21 protein-coding genes are annotated in these 18384 nt (G+C 61.0%); 12 read left to right on the top strand and 9 right to left on the bottom strand.

Going from position 1 to position 18384, the window contains the following annotated elements; translation table 11 throughout:
- Positions 1-10: 10 nt before the first annotated feature.
- Positions 11-1525: a choline-sulfatase gene (gene betC, locus H0Z09_RS00370; protein ID WP_186685859.1), complete on the bottom strand. Its 1515-nt coding sequence runs from the start codon at positions 1523-1525 to the stop codon at positions 11-13.
- 103 nt (positions 1526-1628) lie between these two features.
- Between betC and H0Z09_RS00365 the strand changes: the two genes are divergently transcribed.
- The 6 genes from H0Z09_RS00365 to H0Z09_RS00340 all read left to right on the top strand — a co-directional run bounded on the left by H0Z09_RS00365 (position 1629) and on the right by H0Z09_RS00340 (position 7370).
- A complete protein-coding gene (locus H0Z09_RS00365) occupies positions 1629-2579 on the top strand; it encodes a LysR family transcriptional regulator (RefSeq protein WP_186685857.1) in 951 nt (316 codons plus the stop codon).
- A gap of 31 nt (positions 2580-2610) precedes the next feature.
- Positions 2611-2937 (top strand): DOPA 4,5-dioxygenase family protein, encoded by a 327-nt coding sequence (locus H0Z09_RS00360; RefSeq protein ID WP_076952187.1) that lies wholly within the window; start codon positions 2611-2613, stop codon positions 2935-2937.
- 178 nt (positions 2938-3115) lie between these two features.
- The gene (locus H0Z09_RS00355; protein WP_186685854.1) at positions 3116-4075 is read left to right on the top strand and encodes a 2-dehydro-3-deoxygalactonokinase; all 960 of its coding nucleotides are present in this window, start codon (positions 3116-3118) and stop codon (positions 4073-4075) included.
- A gap of 1 nt (position 4076) precedes the next feature.
- Positions 4077-4697 carry a 2-dehydro-3-deoxy-6-phosphogalactonate aldolase gene (locus H0Z09_RS00350; RefSeq protein WP_186685852.1) on the top strand — a complete coding sequence of 207 codons (621 nt, stop codon included), beginning with the start codon at positions 4077-4079 and terminating at the stop codon, positions 4695-4697.
- A gap of 47 nt (positions 4698-4744) precedes the next feature.
- Complete coding sequence (gene dgoD, locus H0Z09_RS00345; protein WP_003170741.1) at positions 4745-5893, top strand: galactonate dehydratase; 1149 nt, start codon at positions 4745-4747, stop codon at positions 5891-5893.
- A 172-nt stretch (positions 5894-6065) separates the two neighbouring features.
- Positions 6066-7370 carry an MFS transporter gene (locus H0Z09_RS00340; RefSeq protein ID WP_186685850.1) on the top strand — a complete coding sequence of 435 codons (1305 nt, stop codon included), beginning with the start codon at positions 6066-6068 and terminating at the stop codon, positions 7368-7370.
- 39 nt (positions 7371-7409) lie between these two features.
- Here the strand turns inward: H0Z09_RS00340 and H0Z09_RS00335 are convergent, their stop codons facing one another.
- The 3 genes from H0Z09_RS00335 to trpB form a co-directional block, all read right to left on the bottom strand.
- Positions 7410-9065 carry a BBE domain-containing protein gene (locus tag H0Z09_RS00335; RefSeq protein ID WP_186685848.1) on the bottom strand — a complete coding sequence of 552 codons (1656 nt, stop codon included), beginning with the start codon at positions 9063-9065 and terminating at the stop codon, positions 7410-7412.
- A 169-nt stretch (positions 9066-9234) separates the two neighbouring features.
- On the bottom strand, positions 9235-10044 hold the full coding sequence (trpA, locus tag H0Z09_RS00330; protein WP_186685845.1) for a tryptophan synthase subunit alpha: 810 nt from the start codon (positions 10042-10044) through the stop codon (positions 9235-9237).
- Positions 10044-11270: a tryptophan synthase subunit beta gene (gene trpB, locus H0Z09_RS00325; protein ID WP_186685842.1), complete on the bottom strand. Its 1227-nt coding sequence runs from the start codon at positions 11268-11270 to the stop codon at positions 10044-10046. Before trpB ends, trpA begins: the two co-directional genes overlap by 1 nt.
- 109 nt (positions 11271-11379) lie before the next feature.
- Here trpB and H0Z09_RS00320 point away from each other — a divergent pair, with 109 nt between their 5' ends.
- A complete protein-coding gene (locus H0Z09_RS00320; RefSeq protein ID WP_186685840.1) occupies positions 11380-12276 on the top strand; it encodes a LysR family transcriptional regulator in 897 nt (298 codons plus the stop codon).
- Here the strand turns inward: H0Z09_RS00320 and H0Z09_RS00315 are convergent.
- Positions 12273-12599, bottom strand: a complete 327-nt coding sequence (locus H0Z09_RS00315; protein WP_169375231.1) for a DUF883 family protein — start codon at positions 12597-12599, stop codon at positions 12273-12275. The genes H0Z09_RS00320 and H0Z09_RS00315 overlap by 4 nt on opposite strands.
- A gap of 156 nt (positions 12600-12755) precedes the next feature.
- On the opposite strand from H0Z09_RS00315, the gene H0Z09_RS00310 reads away from it, so the two are divergent.
- Together H0Z09_RS00310 and H0Z09_RS00305 are read left to right on the top strand one after the other, a co-directional pair.
- Complete coding sequence (locus H0Z09_RS00310) at positions 12756-12971, top strand: dodecin (protein ID WP_186685838.1); 216 nt, start codon at positions 12756-12758, stop codon at positions 12969-12971.
- Between the two features lie 114 nt (positions 12972-13085).
- Entirely contained in the window at positions 13086-13310 is a 225-nt protein-coding gene (locus H0Z09_RS00305; protein WP_181285627.1) for a DUF1161 domain-containing protein, read from the top strand.
- A gap of 57 nt (positions 13311-13367) precedes the next feature.
- On the opposite strand, the gene H0Z09_RS00300 is transcribed toward H0Z09_RS00305, so the two are convergent.
- The gene (locus H0Z09_RS00300; RefSeq protein WP_186685836.1) at positions 13368-14369 is read right to left on the bottom strand and encodes an LLM class flavin-dependent oxidoreductase; all 1002 of its coding nucleotides are present in this window, start codon (positions 14367-14369) and stop codon (positions 13368-13370) included.
- Between the two features lie 217 nt (positions 14370-14586).
- Between H0Z09_RS00300 and H0Z09_RS00295 the strand changes: the two genes are divergently transcribed.
- Together H0Z09_RS00295 and H0Z09_RS00290 are read left to right on the top strand one after the other, a co-directional pair.
- Positions 14587-15018, top strand: coding sequence for an OsmC family protein (locus tag H0Z09_RS00295; protein ID WP_076952198.1), 432 nt, complete (start codon positions 14587-14589; stop codon positions 15016-15018).
- 161 nt (positions 15019-15179) lie between these two features.
- Positions 15180-15419, top strand: a complete 240-nt coding sequence (locus H0Z09_RS00290) for a DUF1161 domain-containing protein (RefSeq protein WP_057725723.1) — start codon at positions 15180-15182, stop codon at positions 15417-15419.
- Here the strand turns inward: H0Z09_RS00290 and H0Z09_RS00285 are convergent, their stop codons facing one another.
- The gene (locus H0Z09_RS00285; protein WP_169375228.1) at positions 15420-15842 is read right to left on the bottom strand and encodes a hypothetical protein; all 423 of its coding nucleotides are present in this window, start codon (positions 15840-15842) and stop codon (positions 15420-15422) included.
- A gap of 145 nt (positions 15843-15987) precedes the next feature.
- On the opposite strand from H0Z09_RS00285, the gene H0Z09_RS00280 reads away from it, so the two are divergent.
- Complete coding sequence (locus H0Z09_RS00280; protein ID WP_186685834.1) at positions 15988-17031, top strand: aminopeptidase; 1044 nt, start codon at positions 15988-15990, stop codon at positions 17029-17031.
- 86 nt (positions 17032-17117) lie between these two features.
- Here H0Z09_RS00280 and H0Z09_RS00275 read toward each other — a convergent pair whose 3' ends face one another.
- On the bottom strand, positions 17118-17777 hold the full coding sequence (locus H0Z09_RS00275; protein ID WP_186685832.1) for an HAD family hydrolase: 660 nt from the start codon (positions 17775-17777) through the stop codon (positions 17118-17120).
- Positions 17774-18316: a gamma carbonic anhydrase family protein gene (locus H0Z09_RS00270; RefSeq protein ID WP_186685830.1), complete on the bottom strand. Its 543-nt coding sequence runs from the start codon at positions 18314-18316 to the stop codon at positions 17774-17776. The genes H0Z09_RS00275 and H0Z09_RS00270 overlap by 4 nt, the downstream gene beginning before the upstream one ends.
- Positions 18317-18384: the final 68 nt, after the last annotated feature.

Genomic DNA, 18384 nt, shown 5'->3' with positions numbered 1-18384 from the left:
CTCAATCTGTTTATTGGTTTTGGCAGGGTTGTGGATAACGTGCCTTGCGCTCCAGGTCATCGAGGTCGATATGGTTGCGCATGTATTGCTGACTGGCGTCCACCAGTGGCTGGTGATCCCAGCTCTTGAGCTTGCCTTGGGTCAGTGCTTCAAACACCAGGCGACGGCGGCGTTGGCTGGCGAGCACCTGTTGGTGAATCGCCGGGATGTCCCATTTGGCCCGCGCCTCGTCCAGGAAGGCCGCAAACAGCGCCTGATGCTGCGGCGACTGGCTGAGTTCTTCCTGCTCCCGTGGATCGTTATGTACATCGAACAATAGACAAGGGTCGTCTTCGCTGTAGATGAATTTGTAGGCGCCACGGCGAATCATCATCAGCGGACTGATGGTGCCTTCAGCCATGTATTCGCCAAAAACCTCGTCATGCCCGCCCTGCCCTTGCAGGTGCGGGACCAGCGAACGGCCGTCCAGCGGCAGGCGTGGGTCCAGTTCGCCTCCGGCCAGCTCCACCAGGGTGGGCAGCAGGTCGGCAGTGGACACGGCCTTGGACACGCGGCCCGCCGCGAACTGCCCTGGCGCACTGACCAGCAGCGGCACGCGGGCGGCCATTTCAAACCAGTGCATTTTGTACCAGAGGCCGCGCTCGCCGAGCATGTCGCCATGGTCGCCGGAGAAGATGATGATGGTGTCGTCGGCCAGGCCGGTGTCCTCCAGGGTCTGCAGCAGTTTGCCGACATTGCTGTCGATGTAGCTGCACGCGCCAAAGTAGGCGCGGCGCGCATCGCGGATCTTATCCACAGGCAGCGGCTTGTCCCACAGGTCGTAGACCTTGAGCAGGCGCTTGGAATGAGGGTCGAGGTCGCCCTGTGCCGGCGTAGTAGGCAAAGGGATGTCGGCGTCGTCGTACAGATCCCAGAATGGCTTGGGAATAGTGTACGGGTCGTGAGGATGGGTCATCGACACGGTCAGGCAGAACGGCTGGTCGCCGTCCTCGCGGATGTGGTCGAACAGATACTGCTGGGCCTTGAAGACCACCTCTTCGTCGAAATCCAGTTGGTTGGTGCGCACACACGGGCCGGCTTGCAGCACCGAGGACATGTTGTGAAACCAGGTGGGGCGCACGTCGGGCTCGTCCCAGTTCACCGCCCAGCCGTAATCGGCGGGGTAGATGTCGCTGGTCAGGCGCTCTTCATAGCCGTGCAACTGGTCGGGGCCGCAAAAATGCATCTTGCCCGACAGCGCGGTGCGATAGCCGAGGCGGCGCAGGTAATGGGCGTAGGTCGGCACATCGGCGGGGAAATCCGCGGCGTTGTCATAGGCGCCGATCTTGCTCGGCAACTGCCCGCTCACCAGTGTGAAGCGCGACGGTGCGCACAAGGGACTGTTGCAATAGGCTGCGTCGAATACCACGCCTTGGGCGGCGAGGCGGCTCAGATTCGGCAGCTTGATAGGGGAAGATCCGTAGAACGGCAGCATCGGCGCGGCCATTTGATCGGCCATGATGAAAAGAATGTTCTTGCGCTTCATGGGTTCTCGGCATTCCATAGGCGGTGTTTATGCGACTGAGCATGCAGTCCTTGGAAAACGGGGTAAAGCCCATGAAAGGCAATGTCTAGGATAAGTCCAGCTAATGTATGAAGCCCTCGGTGACCTGTCCCTCGATTTGTTGCGCGCCTTCGAAGCCGCCGCACGCCATCGCAGCTTCACGGCCGCCGCGATGGAGCTGGGCACCACCCAGCCGGCGGTCAGCCAGCAGATCAAGCGGCTGGAAGAACAACTGGCGGTCCGCCTGTTTGATCGCATCTACCGCGGCATCGAGCTGACCGACGCCGGGGCCCTGCTGTTTGAGCATGTGCAAGGCGGTTTGCAGGCGATCAACTCAGGCCTGAGCGTGATCAGCCAGCAGGACCAGCATGAAGTGTTGCAAGTGGCCACTGACTTCGCCTTTGCTGCGTACTGGCTGATGCCGCGCTTGCACCGCTTTCACCAGGCCAACCCCCAGGTGGATGTGAGCCTGGTGACCAGCGAACGCAACCACGCCACCCTGCGCAGCGACATCGACGTGGCGGTGCTGTTTGGCGATGGTCGCTTCAAGCAGGGCGATAGCCTCTGGCTGTTCAACGAGGAAGTGTTCCCGGTGTGCAGCCCGCAATGGCTGAAGAACCAAGCCGCGCCGCTGACTGTACAAAATTTGCACGATTGCCCTCTGCTGCACCTGCGCCAGGAAAACAACAGCCATTGGTTCGACTGGAGCGGGGTGTTCCGCGAACTGGGCATCGCCACCGCACCCACGCCCGGCCAACTGCGCTTCGACAATTACACCCTGCTGATCCAGGCCGCGATTGCCGGCCAGGGCGTGGCCATCGGTTGGCGCCATCTGGTGGACAACCTGCTGGAACAGAATTGGCTGTGTCGGCCGCTCCGCGACACCGTGATCTCGCGCTTTGGCTATTACGTGGTGCAGCCCCAGCGCAAACGCCGCGGGCAGTTGGTCGAACGCTTTGTCGACTGGCTGGTGGCCGAGCAGGCCAGCAGCGCGCAGTCGCTGACCGGGCTGGCCCTGCCGTCCATTGCGGTCTAGGATTTGGCGCCTAGTGGATCCGGAGTCCGTCATGCAGCGTATCAAGGGCTATCACGCTCATATTTACTTCGACGCCAGCACCCTCGAACAGGCGCGCACCCTGTGCGAAGACGCTGCCAAGCTTTTTCCGCTGCGCATGGGGCGTGTGCACCAACGGCCCGTGGGTCCGCATCCGGACTGGAGCTGCCAGTTGGCGTTTGAGCCCGAATACATCGGCGTGGTACTGCCGTGGCTGGCGCTGCACCGCAATGGCCTGGTGGTGTTCCTGCACCCCGATACCGGGGATGACCTCAAGGACCACACCGACTATGCGATCTGGATGGGCGCCATGCGCGAACTGGACCTGTCGAATTTTTAACCATCTGTATCAGATAAGGCCTGACTTTCTGCCCAGCCAAAACCGAAGACATTGTAGGATTTATCTCGATTACTCCCATTATATGGGATCGTTATTTATATATTGAGATGTAACCGGCCATAGGTTTATATTCGCCCATCTGCTTTTTTTTCAGCACCCACTCATTTCAGGTGAAGCGATGCAGGCGCAATTGATCGCGCTCGATTGGGGAACCAGTTCCCTTCGTGCTTATAAACTCGGCCCCGCAGGCGTGGTGCTGGAACAGCGCTCGCTGGCCTGGGGCATCATGCATTTGCCCAGCGAGCCTCGAGACATCGCCGGCGTGCACTGCAGCGATGGCTTCGAGTTGGCGTTCGATGCGGCGTGCGGCGACTGGCTCGACGCCGAGCCAAACCTTGCAGTGATCGCCTGCGGCATGGTCGGCAGCGCCCAGGGTTGGAGCGAGGCGGCTTACCGCAACACGCCAGTCGACGTCGCCAGCCTCAGCCAGGCCTTGCACCGCGTGCGCAGCGTGCGCGGGGTCGACGTGCATATCGTGCCGGGCGTCATCGAACGGATTGGCTTGCCCAACGTGATGCGCGGCGAAGAAACCCAGGTACTGGGTGTGCTGCAGGGGCTCGGCACCGACGTACTGATCGGCCTGCCCGGCAGCCATTCCAAATGGGTCGAAGTGGTCGAAGGCTGCATCACCCACTTCGACACCTTCATGACCGGCGAGGTGTTCGCGGTGCTGAGCAAGCACAGCATCCTCGGGCGCACCCAGCAACCATGCGAACAATTCCAGACCGAAGCCTTTGACCGAGGCGTGCAAGTGGCGCTTTCCAGAGACGGCCAGCGCGGCGTGCTGTCGACCCTGTTCAGCGCGCGCACTCTTGGCCTCACCGCCGAACTCGCTCCCGAGCAGCAGCCCGACTACCTTTCGGGCTTGCTCATCGGCCATGAACTCAATGGCTTACCGGACAGCGCACGACACAAACAGATCATCCTGGTCGGCGCCGCTCCCCTTTGCGCCCGCTATCAACGCGCCCTCGCCCTCTGCGGCTTTGCCCATGTCAGCCTGGCGCAGGAAGCCAGCGAGCGCGGCCTGTGGCAACTGGCCGAGGCGGCCGGGCTCATTCAACCTGTAACGGAGGCCTGACATGCTCAAGCAAGCACTCGCGCAAAACGGTTTGATCGCCATCCTGCGCGGCATCCGCCCGGACGAAGCCCAGGCCGTCGGCCAGGTGCTGTACCAGGCTGGGTTTCGTGTGATCGAAGTCCCGCTCAATTCGCCCGATCCCTACACCAGCATCCGCACCCTGCGCGACAGCCTGCCCGCCGATTGCCTGATCGGTGCCGGTACGGTGTTGCTGCCCGAGCAGGTCGAACAGGTGAAGGCCGCCGGGGGCCAAGTGATCGTCATGCCCCATAGCGACGCCAAGGTGTTGCGCGCCGCGAAAGCCGCCGGCCTTTACTTGTCGCCGGGCGTGGCTACACCTACCGAAGCCTTCGCCGCACTGGCCGAAGGCGCCGACGTGTTGAAACTGTTCCCCGCCGAGCAAATGGGCCCATCGGTGATCAAGGCGTGGTTGGCGGTATTGCCGGCAGGCACCTTGTTGCTGCCGGTGGGCGGCATCACCCCGGACAACATGCAGGTGTTTATCGACGCGGGCGCCAAAGGCTTCGGGCTGGGTTCCGGGTTGTTCAAGCCGGGTATGACAGTGGATCAGGTAGCGAGCCGCGCCCAGGCTTATGTCGCCGCCTGGAAAGCCCTGAGCTGACTTAAGTTCCGCGCCCACAGGCGCCGCATCTATAAGAGAGATAACAGATGAAAATCACCAAACTGACGACCTTTATCGTCCCGCCGCGCTGGTGCTTCCTGAAAGTCGAAACCGACCAGGGCGTGACCGGCTGGGGTGAACCCGTGGTAGAGGGTCGCGCCCACACGGTGGCGGCGGCTGTCGAAGAATTGTCCGACTACCTGATCGGCAAAGACCCACGCAATATCGAAGACATCTGGACCGTGCTCTATCGCGGCGGCTTTTACCGTGGCGGCGCCGTGCACATGAGCGCCCTCGCCGGTATCGACCAGGCGTTGTGGGACATCAAGGGCAAGGCCCTCGGTGTGTCGGTCAGCGATCTGCTCGGTGGCCAGGTGCGTGACAAGATCCGCGTGTACTCGTGGATTGGCGGTGACCGCCCGGCCGACACCGCCCGCGCCGCCAAGGAAGCCGTGGCCCGTGGTTTTACCGCGGTGAAAATGAACGGCACCGAAGAATTGCAGTTCGTCGACAGCTTCGAAAAGGTCGACCTGGCCCTGGCCAACGTCGCCGCCGTGCGTGATGCGGTCGGCCCGAACGTCGGCATCGGCGTCGACTTCCATGGTCGTGTGCACAAGCCTATGGCCAAGGTGCTGATGAAAGAGCTGGACCCGTACAAACTGATGTTTATCGAAGAGCCGGTGCTGAGCGAGAACTACGAAGCGCTCAAGGAACTGGCGCCGCTGACCAGCACGCCGATTGCCCTGGGCGAGCGCCTGTTCTCGCGCTGGGACTTCAAGCGCGTGCTCAGCGAAGGCTACGTCGACATCATCCAGCCGGATGCTTCCCACGCCGGCGGCATCACCGAAACCCGCAAGATCGCCAACATGGCCGAAGCCTACGACGTGGCGCTGGCCTTGCACTGCCCGCTGGGCCCGATTGCCCTGGCGGCGTGCCTGCAGCTGGATGCGGTGTGCTACAACGCGTTTATCCAGGAGCAAAGCCTGGGCATTCACTACAACGAGAGCAATGACCTGCTCGATTACGTGCGCGACCCGGGCGTGTTCGACTATGACCAGGGCTTTGTGAAGATCCCCAACGGTCCGGGCCTGGGTATCGAGATCAACGAGGAATACGTGATCGAACGCGCGGCCATCGGCCACCGCTGGCGCAACCCGATCTGGCGCCACGCCGACGGCAGTTTTGCCGAGTGGTGATTTCCCTCTGACGAAACCGGATCAAATGTGGGAGCTGGCTTGCCTGCGATAGCGGTGCATCAGTGCCAGAGATGCAAGCTGACCCACCGCTTTCGCAGGCAAGCCAGCTCCCACATTGACCGTGTTCCGTCAGCAAGATCTGTCCTCAACAAACACAAGAAGAGGCACCCCCATGCACCCTGAATCCCTCACCGGGCAGGCTTCTTTAGTCACGCCTACAAGAAAGCGTTTTTTCATCATGGTGCTGCTGTTCATCACCGTGGTCATCAACTACCTCGACCGCAGCAACCTGTCGATCGCCGCCCCGGCCCTGACCAGCGAGCTGGGCATCGACCCGGTGCATGTCGGCCTGATTTTCTCGGCCTTCGGCTGGACCTACGCCGCCATGCAAATTCCCGGCGGCTGGCTGGTGGACCGCGTGCCGCCGCGCATTCTCTACACCGCTGCGCTGTTGCTGTGGTCCATCGCCACGGTAATGCTCGGCTTCGCCGCCAGCTTTATCGCACTGTTCGTGCTGCGCATGGCGGTGGGTGCGTTGGAAGCCCCGGCGTATCCGATCAACAGCCGTGTGGTCACCACCTGGTTCCCCGAGCGCGAGCGCGCCACGGCGATTGGTGTGTACACCTCGGGGCAGTTTGTCGGGCTGGCGTTTCTCACCCCGGTCCTGGCCTGGCTGCAACACGCGTTTGGCTGGCACATGGTGTTTGTCGCCACCGGTGGCGTGGGCATTGTGTGGGCGGTGATCTGGTATGCGGTGTATCGCGAACCCAAGGATTTCAAAGGCGCCAACGCCGCTGAAATCGAGCTGATCCGCGAAGGCGGTGGCCTGGTGGACATGCAGGAAAAAACCACCAAGGCACCGTTCAGCTGGGTCGACCTGGGCATCGTATTGAGCAAACGCAAACTCTGGGGCATCTACCTGGGGCAGTTCTGCCTGAACTCCACGCTGTGGTTCTTCCTGACCTGGTTCCCGACCTACCTGGTGAAATATCGCGGTATGGACTTCATCAAGTCCGGCCTGCTGGCGTCGCTGCCGTTCCTGGCGGCGTTTGTCGGCGTGCTGTGCTCCGGGATCTTTTCCGATTGGCTGATTCGTCGCGGCGCGTCGGTGGGGTTTGCGCGCAAGTTGCCGATCATTGGCGGCTTGCTGATTTCCACGGCGATCATCGGTGCCAACTATGTGGACTCGACGGCCTGGGTGATCGCGTTCCTGGCGCTGGCGTTCTTCGGTAACGGCCTGGCGTCGATCACCTGGTCGCTGGTGTCGACCCTGGCACCGGCGCGCCTGCTGGGGCTGACCGGTGGGGTGTTCAACTTCATCGGCAACCTGTCGGCGATTGCCACGCCGATCGTGATTGGCTTCCTGGCCAGTGGCGATTCGTTTGCGCCGGCGATTACCTATATCGCGGTGCTGGCGCTGCTGGGGGCGCTGTCTTACATATTGCTGGTGGGCAAGGTCGAGCGGATCGAGTTGTAAGCAATGCGGGCGACCTTGCGGTCGCCCGTCACGTTCGGCTTACGGTACCGACATTTCGTTATGGAACATATTCTGCGGGTCCCAGCGCTGTTTGGTACGCCGCAGGCGGCTTTCAATCGAAAGCTCAGGGAAGAAGATCTTGTACCACTGCGGGTTGAGCCCCTGGCTTGGATCGCCGCCATAAAACAACATATCCCAGTCGGGGTAGTTGATGTAGCAGCCGTCAAACTCATTGTTGAGCGGAACGCCACCGTCATTGACGAAGGCCGCGAAAAACAGCCCTTGAATCCAGTTCGCGTGTGCTTGATCCGCAGCGACGCTTTCGTCATGCCAGTAGCATTGCGGCTGCCATTTCAGGTACGACGAACGCTGCGAAACTGATGATTCCCGACGTATCGCCGGGCTAGCCTCATTGATCTGCCCGCCGAAGGACTGGATCTGGATCAGGCTCTGAGTCAGATACTTGTTGGGATCATCCAGCGTCAGCGTGTCCCAGATCGCCTGCAGCACCGTCGGGGTAAACCCGCCCTTCTGGTAAGCCGACTTGTACCGGCCACGTTGGTTTGGCCCCGAACCGTTGAGGGTTTGCTGGCAATGCAGCCAATCCATTCGGCGCGTGGCCGCCAGGGCAGATGACAATGAATTGATCGTACGCCCGGCTGGGTTGCTGCGTGGCAGGTGGATCGCAGGTGACTGGCTGAGGCATTCGGTGGCGGGGATGCCGATTGCAGTCAGCATGGTTGTTACGAAGTCATCAAAGGCTGCCCGATCCTGGAGCCCGCCATCCTTGTCCACGTAATGGACGTCCAGGGTGATGTTGCCGGTGTTCTGGTGGCGCATCTCCAGTTTGGTCGCCAGGCCCCAGGTGTCCCGGTTGGCCTGGTTGCGAGCAAACCAATCCTGATAGGCCGTCAGCAGCTTGTCGAGGGCAAGCTTGGTCAACTGCAACCAGTCCCACTCCATCACCAGCCACAGCACCTCGGTGGGGGCGTCGGGCAAATTGTTGAAGTAATAACTGGTGATAATCCCGAACTGTCCACCGCCTGCGCCGCAGCAGGCGGCAAACAGATCCAGGTCATCCGGATGGGTGCTGCTACGAGCTACATGCACCGGTTGCAGGCCGTCGCCTTGGGCGTTGGGCACGAGCATATCGACGCCGCTCAGCCAGTCACACACCAGGCCATCCTTGCGTGACAGCAACCCGTAGCCGCCTCCGCAAATATGGCCACCCAGCCCGACCGAGTAACACGAACCACCGGGCAGGCTTTTGTTGGCCAATTTATACAGCGCCACGTAGGCATCCCAGTTCTGACCGCCCGCCCCCAGACGGAAGTTGTAGCGATGAGATGAGCTTGGCACCAGTTCCGAGGCGATTTGCCCACTGACGTCATACATCACTTGGTTGAGTTGGCTGATATCCAGAATCGACAGTGTCTCGGTGCTATTGGGCATCTTGTTTGAGACAAAACCTTCATAGCAATGACCGCCGCTGCGTACGGTTATACGGCCATTGGGCAGCGCCAGCGCCTGGGCGGCGGCGTCGATAATGTCTTGGAAGTTTTGGCAGAGGTAGATCCGGTCGGCGCCTGCGGGCGACGACTCGCCCTGCACATTGCCCAACGGCCAGCGCAGGTTGAAGCCTTTCTGCAAGGTTGAATGACGGGGGTCTGAAGCAGTGATGAGATCAAATGCCATGATGTACTCCTGGGAGCCAAGGATGACTTCTGATGCAGCTAACTTAACGACCGGGAGGCAAGAACTGCGGGGGCTTGCAGAGGCGGTTAGACGGCAATAGGCATGAAGTGCTTGTGGGGTGACGGCATGTCACCCCACAAGCCTAGCGCAAGAATCCAGACAGGCACGCTTACCGACGAGCGTTACGCACGCCTTCGGACAGCGCCGCGCAATGGCTCAATACGCCATCGATCGCCTGCTGGTCGTTGCTGGCATTGGCGATGTGATCGATCAGCGCCGAACCCACCACCACGCCGTCGGCCAGGCGCGCAATGGCCGCCGCTTGCTCCGGCGTACGGATGCCGAAGCCGATGCTGATCGGCAGGTCGGTATGGCGACGCAGGCGGGTCACGGCCTCTTCGACGTGTTCCAGGGTGGCGGCCCCGGCACCGGTTACACCGGCCACTGACACGTAGTACACAAAGCCGGAACTGCCGTTGAGCACGGTCGGCAGGCGTACGTCATCGGTCGTCGGCGTGGTCAGGCGGATAAAGTCGATGCCAGCGGCCTGGGCCGGATCGCACAGTTCGCCATTGTGCTCGGGCGGCATGTCGACCACGATCAGACCGTCGACGCCGGCTTCCTTGGCGTCGGCGATGAAGTGCGGCACGCCGTATTTGTGGATCGGGTTGAAGTAGCCCATCAACACCAGCGGCGTATCGTTGTTGTCCTTGCGGAACTCGCGAACCATCTGCAGGGTTTTCGCCAGGTTCTGCTTGGCTTCCAGTGCGCGGATGTTGGCCAATTGGATGGCCGGGCCGTCGGCCATCGGGTCGGTGAAGGGCATGCCCAGCTCGATCACGTCGGCACCGGCGGCCGGTAATCCCTTGAGGATCGCCAGGGAGGTATCATAGCCGGGGTCGCCGGCGGTGACGAAGGTCACCAGGGCGGCGCGGTTCTGTTCTTTAAGCTGCGCGAAGCGGGTTTGCAGGCGGCTCATCAGTGTTTCTCCTGCGCAGACTGTTCCATATGGTGCATGACGGTCTGCATGTCTTTGTCACCTCGGCCGGACAGGTTGATCACCATCAGGTGATCCTTGGGCAGGCTCGGTGCGCGTTTGAACACCTCGGCCAGGGCGTGTGCGCTTTCCAGCGCAGGAATAATCCCTTCCAGGCGGCAGCATTTGTGGAATGCATCAAGGGCTTCGTCATCGGTGACCGAGGTGTACTGGACGCGGCCGATGTCATGCAACCAGGCGTGTTCCGGGCCGATGCCGGGGTAGTCGAGGCCGGCGGAAATCGAGTGGGCATCGATGATCTGGCCGTCATCGTCCTGCAACAGGAAGGTGCGGTTGCCGTGCAGTACGCCGGGTACGCCGCCGTTGAGGCTGGCGGCGTGCTTGCCGGTTTCGATGCCGTGGCCAGCGGCTTCAACGCCGATGATCTCCACGCTCTTGTCATCCAGGAACGGGTGGAACAGGCCCATGGCGTTGGAGCCGCCGCCGATGCACGCGACCAGGCTGTCGGGCAGGCGGCCCTCCTGGGATTGCATCTGGTCGCGGGTTTCCTTGCCGATCACGGCCTGGAAGTCGCGCACCATCGCCGGGTAAGGGTGTGGCCCGGCCACGGTGCCGATCAGGTAGAAGGTGTCATCGACGTTGGTTACCCAGTCACGCAGGGCTTCGTTCATCGCGTCCTTGAGGGTGCCGGTGCCGGCCACCACCGGGATCACTTCGGCGCCCAGCAGCTTCATGCGGAACACGTTGGCCTGCTGGCGCTCGATGTCGGTGGTGCCCATGTAGATCACGCATTGCAGGCCGAAACGCGCCGCCACAGTGGCGGTGGCCACGCCGTGCATGCCGGCGCCGGTCTCGGCGATGATGCGTTTTTTGCCCATGCGCCGTGCCAGCAGGATCTGGCCGATGCAGTTGTTGATCTTGTGCGCGCCGGTGTGGTTCAGCTCTTCGCGCTTGAGGTAGATCTTGGCGCCGCCGCAGAACTCGGTCAGGCGTTCGGCGAAGTACAGCGGGCTTGGACGGCCGACGTAGTCGCGCTGGAAGTAGGCCAATTCCTTATTGAACGCCGGATCGATCTTGGCGGCTTCGTACTCGCGGGCCAGGTCGAGGATCAACGGCATCAGGGTTTCCGCGACGTAGCGGCCGCCGAACGCACCGAACAGGCCGTTGGCGTCTGGGCCGTTGCGTAGATCGGTCTGGGACTGAGTCATGGGACGCTCCAGGAAAATGGGGTGTAAGAAACAATGAGGGCCACTCTACCCCTGACGCGCTACGCTGAAAACCGATAAGATCGCCGTAACCTGTCAGGAAAACTCACAGATGAGCCGAGACCTTCCACCCCTTAATGCGCTGCGCGCGTTTGAAGCCACCGCGCGGCTCAACAGCGTCAGCCAGGCAGCCGAGCAATTGCACGTCACTCACGGCGCCGTCAGCCGCCAGTTGAAGGTGTTGGAAGAACATTTGGGTGTCAGCCTTTTTATTAAGGATGGGCGCGGCCTTAAACTCACAGATTCCGGCGTCCGCTTACGCGATGTCAGCGCCGAGGCGTTTGAGCGGTTAAGGGATGTGTGTGCTGAATTGACCCAGGCCAGCGCCGACGCGCCCTTCGTGCTCGGCTGCTCGGGCAGTTTGCTGGCGCGCTGGTTGATTCCGCGCCTGGGCCGCTTGAATGCGGACCTGCCGGACCTGCGCCTGCACCTCTCGGCGGGTGACGGGGATCTCGACCCCCGACGACCGGGTCTCGATGCCCTGCTGCTGTTCGCCGAGCCGCCATGGCCGGCGGACATGCAAGTATTTGAGCTGGCCAGCGAACGTATCGGCCCGGTGATGAGCCCGCGCTTTGCCGGCTATGAGCGTTTGCGCCAGGCGCCTGCCGCCGCGTTGTGCAGTGAAGCGTTGCTGCACACCACATCGCGCCCGCAGGCCTGGCCCAGCTGGGCGCAGCAACACGGGATCGCGCCGGGCGCGTTGAAACACGGCCAGGGGTTTGAGCATTTGTATTATTTGCTGGAGGCGGCGGTGGCCGGATTGGGCGTGGCGATTGCGCCGCAGCCGCTGGTCGCCGAGGACGTGCGGGCGGGTCGCCTGGTGGCGCCGTGGGGGTTCAGCGAAACCCCGGCGCACCTGGCGTTGTGGCTGCCCAAGCGCGCCGCGGATGGGCGCGCCGGGCAACTGGCGAATTGGCTCAAGGCTGAGCTGGTGCGCCAGCCTGATTAGTCACCGCGTTTGCACAGCAGATAGGCCGCCAGCAGCCCCAGTGCGCCTACAGCGACACCGGCTGTAGTCCATGGGTGTTCCTGGGCGTAATCCCGGGTAGCAACACTGGTTTCACGAAGTTTAACTTTGCTTTCTTCGTAGGCGTCGCTGATCAGATGGCGCGAGTGCTTGAGAGCGTTCTCGGCATTGCTTTTCAGGGCCTTCAGCGTTTTGCGCGACTCGTCGGACGCATCGTCCTTGAGGCTCTCAAGGGACTTGAGCAGGCTCGAAATCTCGGCTTCCATGCTTTCCAGTGACGCTTTGCGTAAAGAAGTGTTGGCCATTTGGACTCTCCTGACGTGATTGAGTGGCGTGTGTAGATACCGACTGCGCCGGTCTCAGAAAGTGCAGTAAATCTGAACTTTCCAGGCGCAACGGCCGCCTGAAGCAGTACGAAGATTGACTGCTAGGCTTCATAAACGTCCCTAAGGAGAAACCCCATGACCGATCATCACACCTACAAGAAAGTCGAACTGGTGGGCTCGTCCACCACCACCATCGAAGATGCGATCCAGAATGCCCTGGCTGAAGCCAGCAAGAGCATCAAGCACTTGGAATGGTTTGAGGTGACCGAAACCCGTGGGCATATCGAAGACGGCAAGGTTGCCCACTACCAGGTCACGCTTAAGGTGGGATTCCGAATTGCCAGCAGTTGATCCGCAGAGTTGAACTTTGCTGACTGGCCGATTGCCATAACCTGCGCTACACCGTTGGGGTGCCGATGCGAAAGCGTCGGCGCGTTCTATTCGATCAGCGCAAGGAAGTAACGGATGAAGAAGTTCTTGTTGGCAGTAGGTTTGTTGAGCATTGCAGGCACGGCCCTGGCGGCGGGCAAGCCTTGTGAAGAGCTCAAAAGTGAAATCGCAGCGAAAATCGACGCCAAGGGCGCCTCGGGTTATTCGCTGGAAGTGGTGGACAAAGGCGCAGCGGCGGGCGGCGACGTTGTCGGCAGCTGCGAAGGCGGCACCAAGGAAATCGTCTACAAGCGCGGTTGACCCGTGTTGCAGATATAAAAAACCGACGCGCGTGCGTCGGTTTTTTTCGCCTCGGGCTCAGCCCTTCATCACTTGCGCCAGTAGTTCGTAGGAATGAATCCGGTCAGCGTGTTCATACAGGTCGCTGGTGAAAATCAGCTCGTCTGCGCCGGTCTGCTCGATCAGTACTTCCAGCTTGGCGCGGATCTTCGCCGGGCCGCCGACCATGGCCAAGCCGAGGAAACCGCCGACCGCGTCTTTTTCGTGGGGCAGCCACAGGCCATCCATGCTGTCCACCGGTGGGCGCTGCACCAGGCTCTGGCCGCGCATCAGCGCGAGGATGCGTTGGTACACCGAGGTGGCCAGGTAGTCGGCCTGCTCGTCGGTGTCCGCCGCCACCAACGGAATGCCGAGCATGACGTAAGGCTTGTCCAGCACGGCAGAAGGCTTGAAGTGGTTGCGGTAGACGCGAATCGCCTCATGCATCAAGCGGGGTGCGAAATGCGAGGCGAAGGCGTAGGGCAAGCCGCGTTCGCCTGCCAGCTGGGCGCTGAACAAGCTGGAGCCCAGCAGCCAGACAGGCACGTTGGTGCCGGTGCCGGGAACCGCAATAACCCGTTGATCAGGCGTACGCGGGCCCAGGTAGGCCATCAGCTCGGCAACATCTTCCGGGAAATCGTCGGCACTGCCTGAGCGCTCACGGCGCAGGGCGCGGGCGGTCATCTGGTCGGAACCGGGCGCGCGGCCCAGGCCCAGGTCGATGCGGCCGGGGTAGAGGCTTTCCAGGGTGCCGAATTGTTCGGCGATTACCAGCGGCGCGTGGTTGGGCAGCATCACACCGCCGGAACCGACGCGAATCGTCGAGGTGCCACCGGCCAGGTAACCCAGCAATACCGAGGTGGCCGAACTGGCGATGCCGTCCATGTTGTGGTGTTCAGCCACCCAGAAACGGGTGTAGCCGAACTTTTCCACATGCTGGGCCAGGTCCAGGGAATTGCGCAGTGACTGCGCCGGGCTGCCGTTGGCGCGCACGGGCACCAGGTCCAGGGTCGAGAATTTTACGTCGGACAGCGATTTCATAAGCCTGCTTCTCCAATGGGGGCGCAGGCTTTTTAAACGAACCAAAACCTGCCGCTTCATGTGCATGTTCTATGCAATGAGGGCATATACCCGAGATTCAATAGCAACCTATGAAATTTCCTACTGGTTTACTAGGTTTCTCCGACGAGGTGAACTTTGCCAGAGCTTCTATCCTCAGAACTCTACTAACGCAAAACCACCGTTCGAGGAGACCGCTATGAGTATCGTTAAAAAAGCATCCGCGCATTGGGAAGGTGACCTGAAGACAGGCCTGGGCTCCATTTCTACGGAAACTGGCGTACTGCGTGAAGCGCCCTACGGCTTCAAGGCTCGTTTCGAAGGTGGTAAGGGCACCAACCCGGAAGAACTGATCGGTGCGGCTCACGCCGGCTGTTTCTCCATGGCGTTTTCCATGATTCTCGGCGATGCCGGGCTCAAGGCTGACAGCATCGACACTCAGGCCGAGGTGACCCTGGACCAAGTGGAAGGCGGCTTTGCCATCACTGCCGTGAAGCTGATCCTCAAGGCCAAGATCCCAGGCGCCAGCCAGGCGCAGTTCGATGAGCTGAGCAAAAAGGCCAAAGAAGGGTGCCCGGTGTCCAAAGTGCTGAATGCAACCATCACCCTGGATGCCACCCTGGTTAGCTGACACGATCTACCTGACACGGCAGGTCTAATGTGGGAGCGGGCTTGCTCGCTCCCACATAGGACTTTGCTTTAAATCAGAACCCTCGTTTAGGAACTGTGGTCCTATAGCTCATGCAGCCTTAGACGCACACCCGTGCGCAATGCATTCAGGGAGCTACACACATGAAACGTTTTGCTTTGGCGGTCATCTGCGGTGTCTTGGCCACGTCGGCCGTGGCCGCTCCAAAAGACTGCGAAGAGCTTCGCAAGGAAATTGAAGTCAACATCCAGGCCAAGGCTATTCCCTCCTACACCCTGGAAATCATCACCGCCGAAGAAGCCAAGAACCACGACAGCGCGATGATTGTCGGCTCGTGCGAAAACGGTACCAAGCGCATCATCTACCAGAAAAACAACGACTGATCAGATGCAGTTGACGCTACGTTCCTGCGCCAGCAACTGACGCGCCGAGTCATACAGCCGGATATTGGGTGTGAAGGCCAGCGAGCGGCCTTCCAGCACATAGCGCTGGCCGGCCTGGAAGTGGTCGTACGCCAGGGTCATGAAGCAGGTGCGGTACATCGTCTGGCTGAGCCCGCCCAAACCGCCGCCGGCAGGCACCTCGAAGTCGAAGCGCACCATCAACTCATGGGGGCCGGGCGGCATCTGGAAATAACGCCCGTCGTCGAGGTTTTTTCCATCCAGACGCTGCGCCATCACCATCTTCGCCCCCGGCGTCGGGGTGGTGAAGTCGACCCAGGCCTGTTGCGGATCCCTCGGCGGTACGGGGGTTGTGGTGCAGGCACTGAGGAACAGGGCAACGACGGGAAGCAATAGCTGGCGCATGGCAGGCACTCAACGTTGGGCAAAAGAGATGAGCCTGACGCCAACCGCGGCAGACTCCCTATTCAGTATAAACACCGCCAGCCATGGAAAAATTCCGTCCAGGCGCGATAGTCTGGCGGGCAAATTACCCAGGAGCGGTCGGGGCATGGTCAGGCGTTTTTTTCCAGGGTTGATGGTTGTATTGCTCAGCGGCTGTTCCAGCGTCAGTTATTACGGCCAATTGGCCAGCGGTCAGTTGCAATTGCTGCGCGCCCGCGAGCCGGTGGCGCAGGTCATTGCCGACCCTTCCCGCCCACCGCTGTTGCGCGAGCACCTGGTGCAGTCGCAAAAAGCGCGCACGTTCGCCAGTGAGCACCTGCATCTTCCCGACAACCAGAGTTACAGGTTGTACGTCGATATTGGGCGGCCTTATGTGGTCTGGAATGTGTTCGCCACGCAGGAGTTTTCCCTGTCACCGCAAACCCATTGCTTCCCCATCGCCGGCTGTGTGGCCTATCGCGGTTATTACAACCAAGGCGCGGCGCGCGGCGAAGCTGCGTTGTTGAAGCAGCAAGGCATGGACGTATCGATAGGCGGCGTCGAGGCGTATTCCACCTTGGGGTGGTTCAACGACCCGATCATGAATTCGATGATGCACTGGGGTGATGAGCGTCTGGCCACGCTGATCTTCCATGAACTGGCGCACCAGCGTTTCTACGTGAAGGACGACACCGAGTTCAACGAGTCGTTTGCCAGCTTCGTCGAACAGGAAGGCACTCGCCAATGGCGTGCCGCGCGAGGCCTGGCGCCGCAGAGTCTGTCGGCGTCAAAGCAGCGTGACCAGTTTACCCAGTTGGTCCTGGATACCCGTCAACGCTTGGAAAAGCTCTACGCCCAGCCTCTGGCAGCCGACGCGATGCGTCAGGCCAAGGCGGCGCAATTCGAGCGTTTGCGCAGCGAGTACCGGCAACTGCGCGACAGTCAGTGGGGCGGTGACAAACGCTATGACGCCTGGATCAACCAGCCAATGAACAACGCGCGGTTGTTGCCGTTTGGGTTGTATGACCGGTGGGTGCCGGCGTTTGCGGCGCTGTTTCGGCAGGAGGGTGGGGATTGGGCGAGGTTCTATGCGGCGGTGGAGAAGATGGGCGGGTTGCCGGCGGTGCAGCGTAAAGCGGCGCTGAAACAGTTAGAGGGGGTTGGCCTGTAGGGCCTCTTCGCAGGCAAGCCAGCTCCCACATTGGTCTTGTGTAAACCGGTTAAAATGTGGAAGCTGGCTTGCCTGCGATGGCGGTCTCAAGACTCGTGCAAAAACGCCTGATGCATCTGCGCCAACGTCTCGAAGTGCCAGGTCGGCGCCTCTGCATCCAGTTCCTCGAAACTACCAAAGCCATACCCCACGGCCACCGAATCCAGCCCATTACCGCGCGCGCCGATCAGGTCGTGCTTGCGGTCGCCGATCATCAAGGTAGCCGCCGGGTCCAGCCTTTCCTCCTGCATCAGGTGAGCGATCAGCTCGACCTTGTGGGTGCGCGTGCCGTCCAGTTCACTGCCGTAGATCACCTTGAAGTGCTTGGCAAAATCAAAGTGGCGGGCAATTTCGCGTGCGAACACCCATGGCTTCGAGGTGGCAACGTAGAGTTGGCGGCCTTGGCTGCTCAAGTCTTCGAGCAGCGGCATTACGCCGTCGAACACGCGGTTTTCATACAGCCCGGTGACCTTGAAACGCTCGCGATAGAAATTCACCGCCTCCCACGCCTTGGCTTCATCGAAGCCATAGAACTGCATGAAGGCTTGCAGCAAGGGCGGGCCGATGAAGTGTTCGAGTTTGCTCAGGTCCGGCTCGTCGATGCCCAATTTGGCGAGGGCGTACTGAATCGAGCGGGTGATGCCTTCGCGTGGGTCGGTGAGGGTGCCGTCCAGGTCGAACAGGACTGTTGGGTGGCGCAGGGTCATCGGTCGAATCCTTCAGCCAGGTGCAGGTCCTTGAGCTTCACGTAGTTCGCGGCGCTGTAGGTGAAAAAGGCGCGTTCCTTGTCCGTCAACGCGCGGACCTGTTTGACCGGGCTGCCAACATACAAGTAGCCGCTTTGCAGTGTCTTGCCCGGCGGCACCAGGCTGCCGGCGCCGATGATCACGTCGTCCTCGACCACCGCGCCGTCCATGACGATGCTGCCCATGCCGATCAGGATGCGGTTGCCCACTGTGCAGCCGTGCAGCATGACTTTGTGGGCGATGGTCACGTCATCGCCGATCAGCAGTGGGAAACCACCCGGATTGAAAGGCCCGGCGTGGGTGATGTGCAATACGCAGCCATCCTGCACGCTGGTGCGCGCACCGATGCGGATGCGGTGCATGTCGCCGCGAATAACGGTCAGCGGCCAGACCGAGCTGTCGGTGCCGATTTCGACATCGCCGATCACCACCGCCGAAATATCGACAAAAGCCCCGGCGCCCAGGGTTGGCGTGTGGTTCTGATAGGTGCGAAGGGTCACGATAGCCTCTCTCTCTTCTGCTGATAGCTGCGGTGGGTGTTGATTGTAATTAAGATGGCCCCATCTTT

This window comes from Pseudomonas sp. SWRI18, assembly GCF_014268345.1.
GTDB classification, from domain to species: domain Bacteria; phylum Pseudomonadota; class Gammaproteobacteria; order Pseudomonadales; family Pseudomonadaceae; genus Aquipseudomonas; species Aquipseudomonas cedrina.
Note: the sequence above shows the minus strand (reverse complement) of the source record. Positions and strands in the feature narration are given on the sequence as shown.

What these genes read in the sequence shown, in the direction of transcription:
- dgoD (WP_003170741.1), top strand. Translation starts at nt 4,745, where the DNA reads ATGAAAATCACCAAACTGACGACCTTTATCGTCCCGCCGCGCTGGTGC.
- H0Z09_RS00335 (WP_186685848.1), bottom strand. Translation starts at nt 9,065, where the DNA reads ATGGCATTTGATCTCATCACTGCTTCAGACCCCCGTCATTCAACCTTG.
- H0Z09_RS00300 (WP_186685836.1), bottom strand. Translation starts at nt 14,369, where the DNA reads ATGAAATCGCTGTCCGACGTAAAATTCTCGACCCTGGACCTGGTGCCC.
- trpB (WP_186685842.1), bottom strand. Translation starts at nt 11,270, where the DNA reads ATGACTCAGTCCCAGACCGATCTACGCAACGGCCCAGACGCCAACGGC.
- H0Z09_RS00275 (WP_186685832.1), bottom strand. Translation starts at nt 17,777, where the DNA reads ATGACCCTGCGCCACCCAACAGTCCTGTTCGACCTGGACGGCACCCTC.
- H0Z09_RS00350 (WP_186685852.1), top strand. Translation starts at nt 4,077, where the DNA reads ATGCTCAAGCAAGCACTCGCGCAAAACGGTTTGATCGCCATCCTGCGC.
- trpA (WP_186685845.1), bottom strand. Translation starts at nt 10,044, where the DNA reads ATGAGCCGCCTGCAAACCCGCTTCGCGCAGCTTAAAGAACAGAACCGC.
- betC (WP_186685859.1), bottom strand. Translation starts at nt 1,525, where the DNA reads ATGAAGCGCAAGAACATTCTTTTCATCATGGCCGATCAAATGGCCGCG.
- H0Z09_RS00290 (WP_057725723.1), top strand. Translation starts at nt 15,180, where the DNA reads ATGAAACGTTTTGCTTTGGCGGTCATCTGCGGTGTCTTGGCCACGTCG.
- H0Z09_RS00280 (WP_186685834.1), top strand. Translation starts at nt 15,988, where the DNA reads ATGGTCAGGCGTTTTTTTCCAGGGTTGATGGTTGTATTGCTCAGCGGC.
- H0Z09_RS00365 (WP_186685857.1), top strand. Translation starts at nt 1,629, where the DNA reads ATGTATGAAGCCCTCGGTGACCTGTCCCTCGATTTGTTGCGCGCCTTC.
- H0Z09_RS00340 (WP_186685850.1), top strand. Translation starts at nt 6,066, where the DNA reads ATGCACCCTGAATCCCTCACCGGGCAGGCTTCTTTAGTCACGCCTACA.
- H0Z09_RS00310 (WP_186685838.1), top strand. Translation starts at nt 12,756, where the DNA reads ATGACCGATCATCACACCTACAAGAAAGTCGAACTGGTGGGCTCGTCC.
- H0Z09_RS00295 (WP_076952198.1), top strand. Translation starts at nt 14,587, where the DNA reads ATGAGTATCGTTAAAAAAGCATCCGCGCATTGGGAAGGTGACCTGAAG.
- H0Z09_RS00355 (WP_186685854.1), top strand. Translation starts at nt 3,116, where the DNA reads ATGCAGGCGCAATTGATCGCGCTCGATTGGGGAACCAGTTCCCTTCGT.
- H0Z09_RS00320 (WP_186685840.1), top strand. Translation starts at nt 11,380, where the DNA reads ATGAGCCGAGACCTTCCACCCCTTAATGCGCTGCGCGCGTTTGAAGCC.
- H0Z09_RS00315 (WP_169375231.1), bottom strand. Translation starts at nt 12,599, where the DNA reads ATGGCCAACACTTCTTTACGCAAAGCGTCACTGGAAAGCATGGAAGCC.
- H0Z09_RS00285 (WP_169375228.1), bottom strand. Translation starts at nt 15,842, where the DNA reads ATGCGCCAGCTATTGCTTCCCGTCGTTGCCCTGTTCCTCAGTGCCTGC.
- H0Z09_RS00305 (WP_181285627.1), top strand. Translation starts at nt 13,086, where the DNA reads ATGAAGAAGTTCTTGTTGGCAGTAGGTTTGTTGAGCATTGCAGGCACG.
- H0Z09_RS00360 (WP_076952187.1), top strand. Translation starts at nt 2,611, where the DNA reads ATGCAGCGTATCAAGGGCTATCACGCTCATATTTACTTCGACGCCAGC.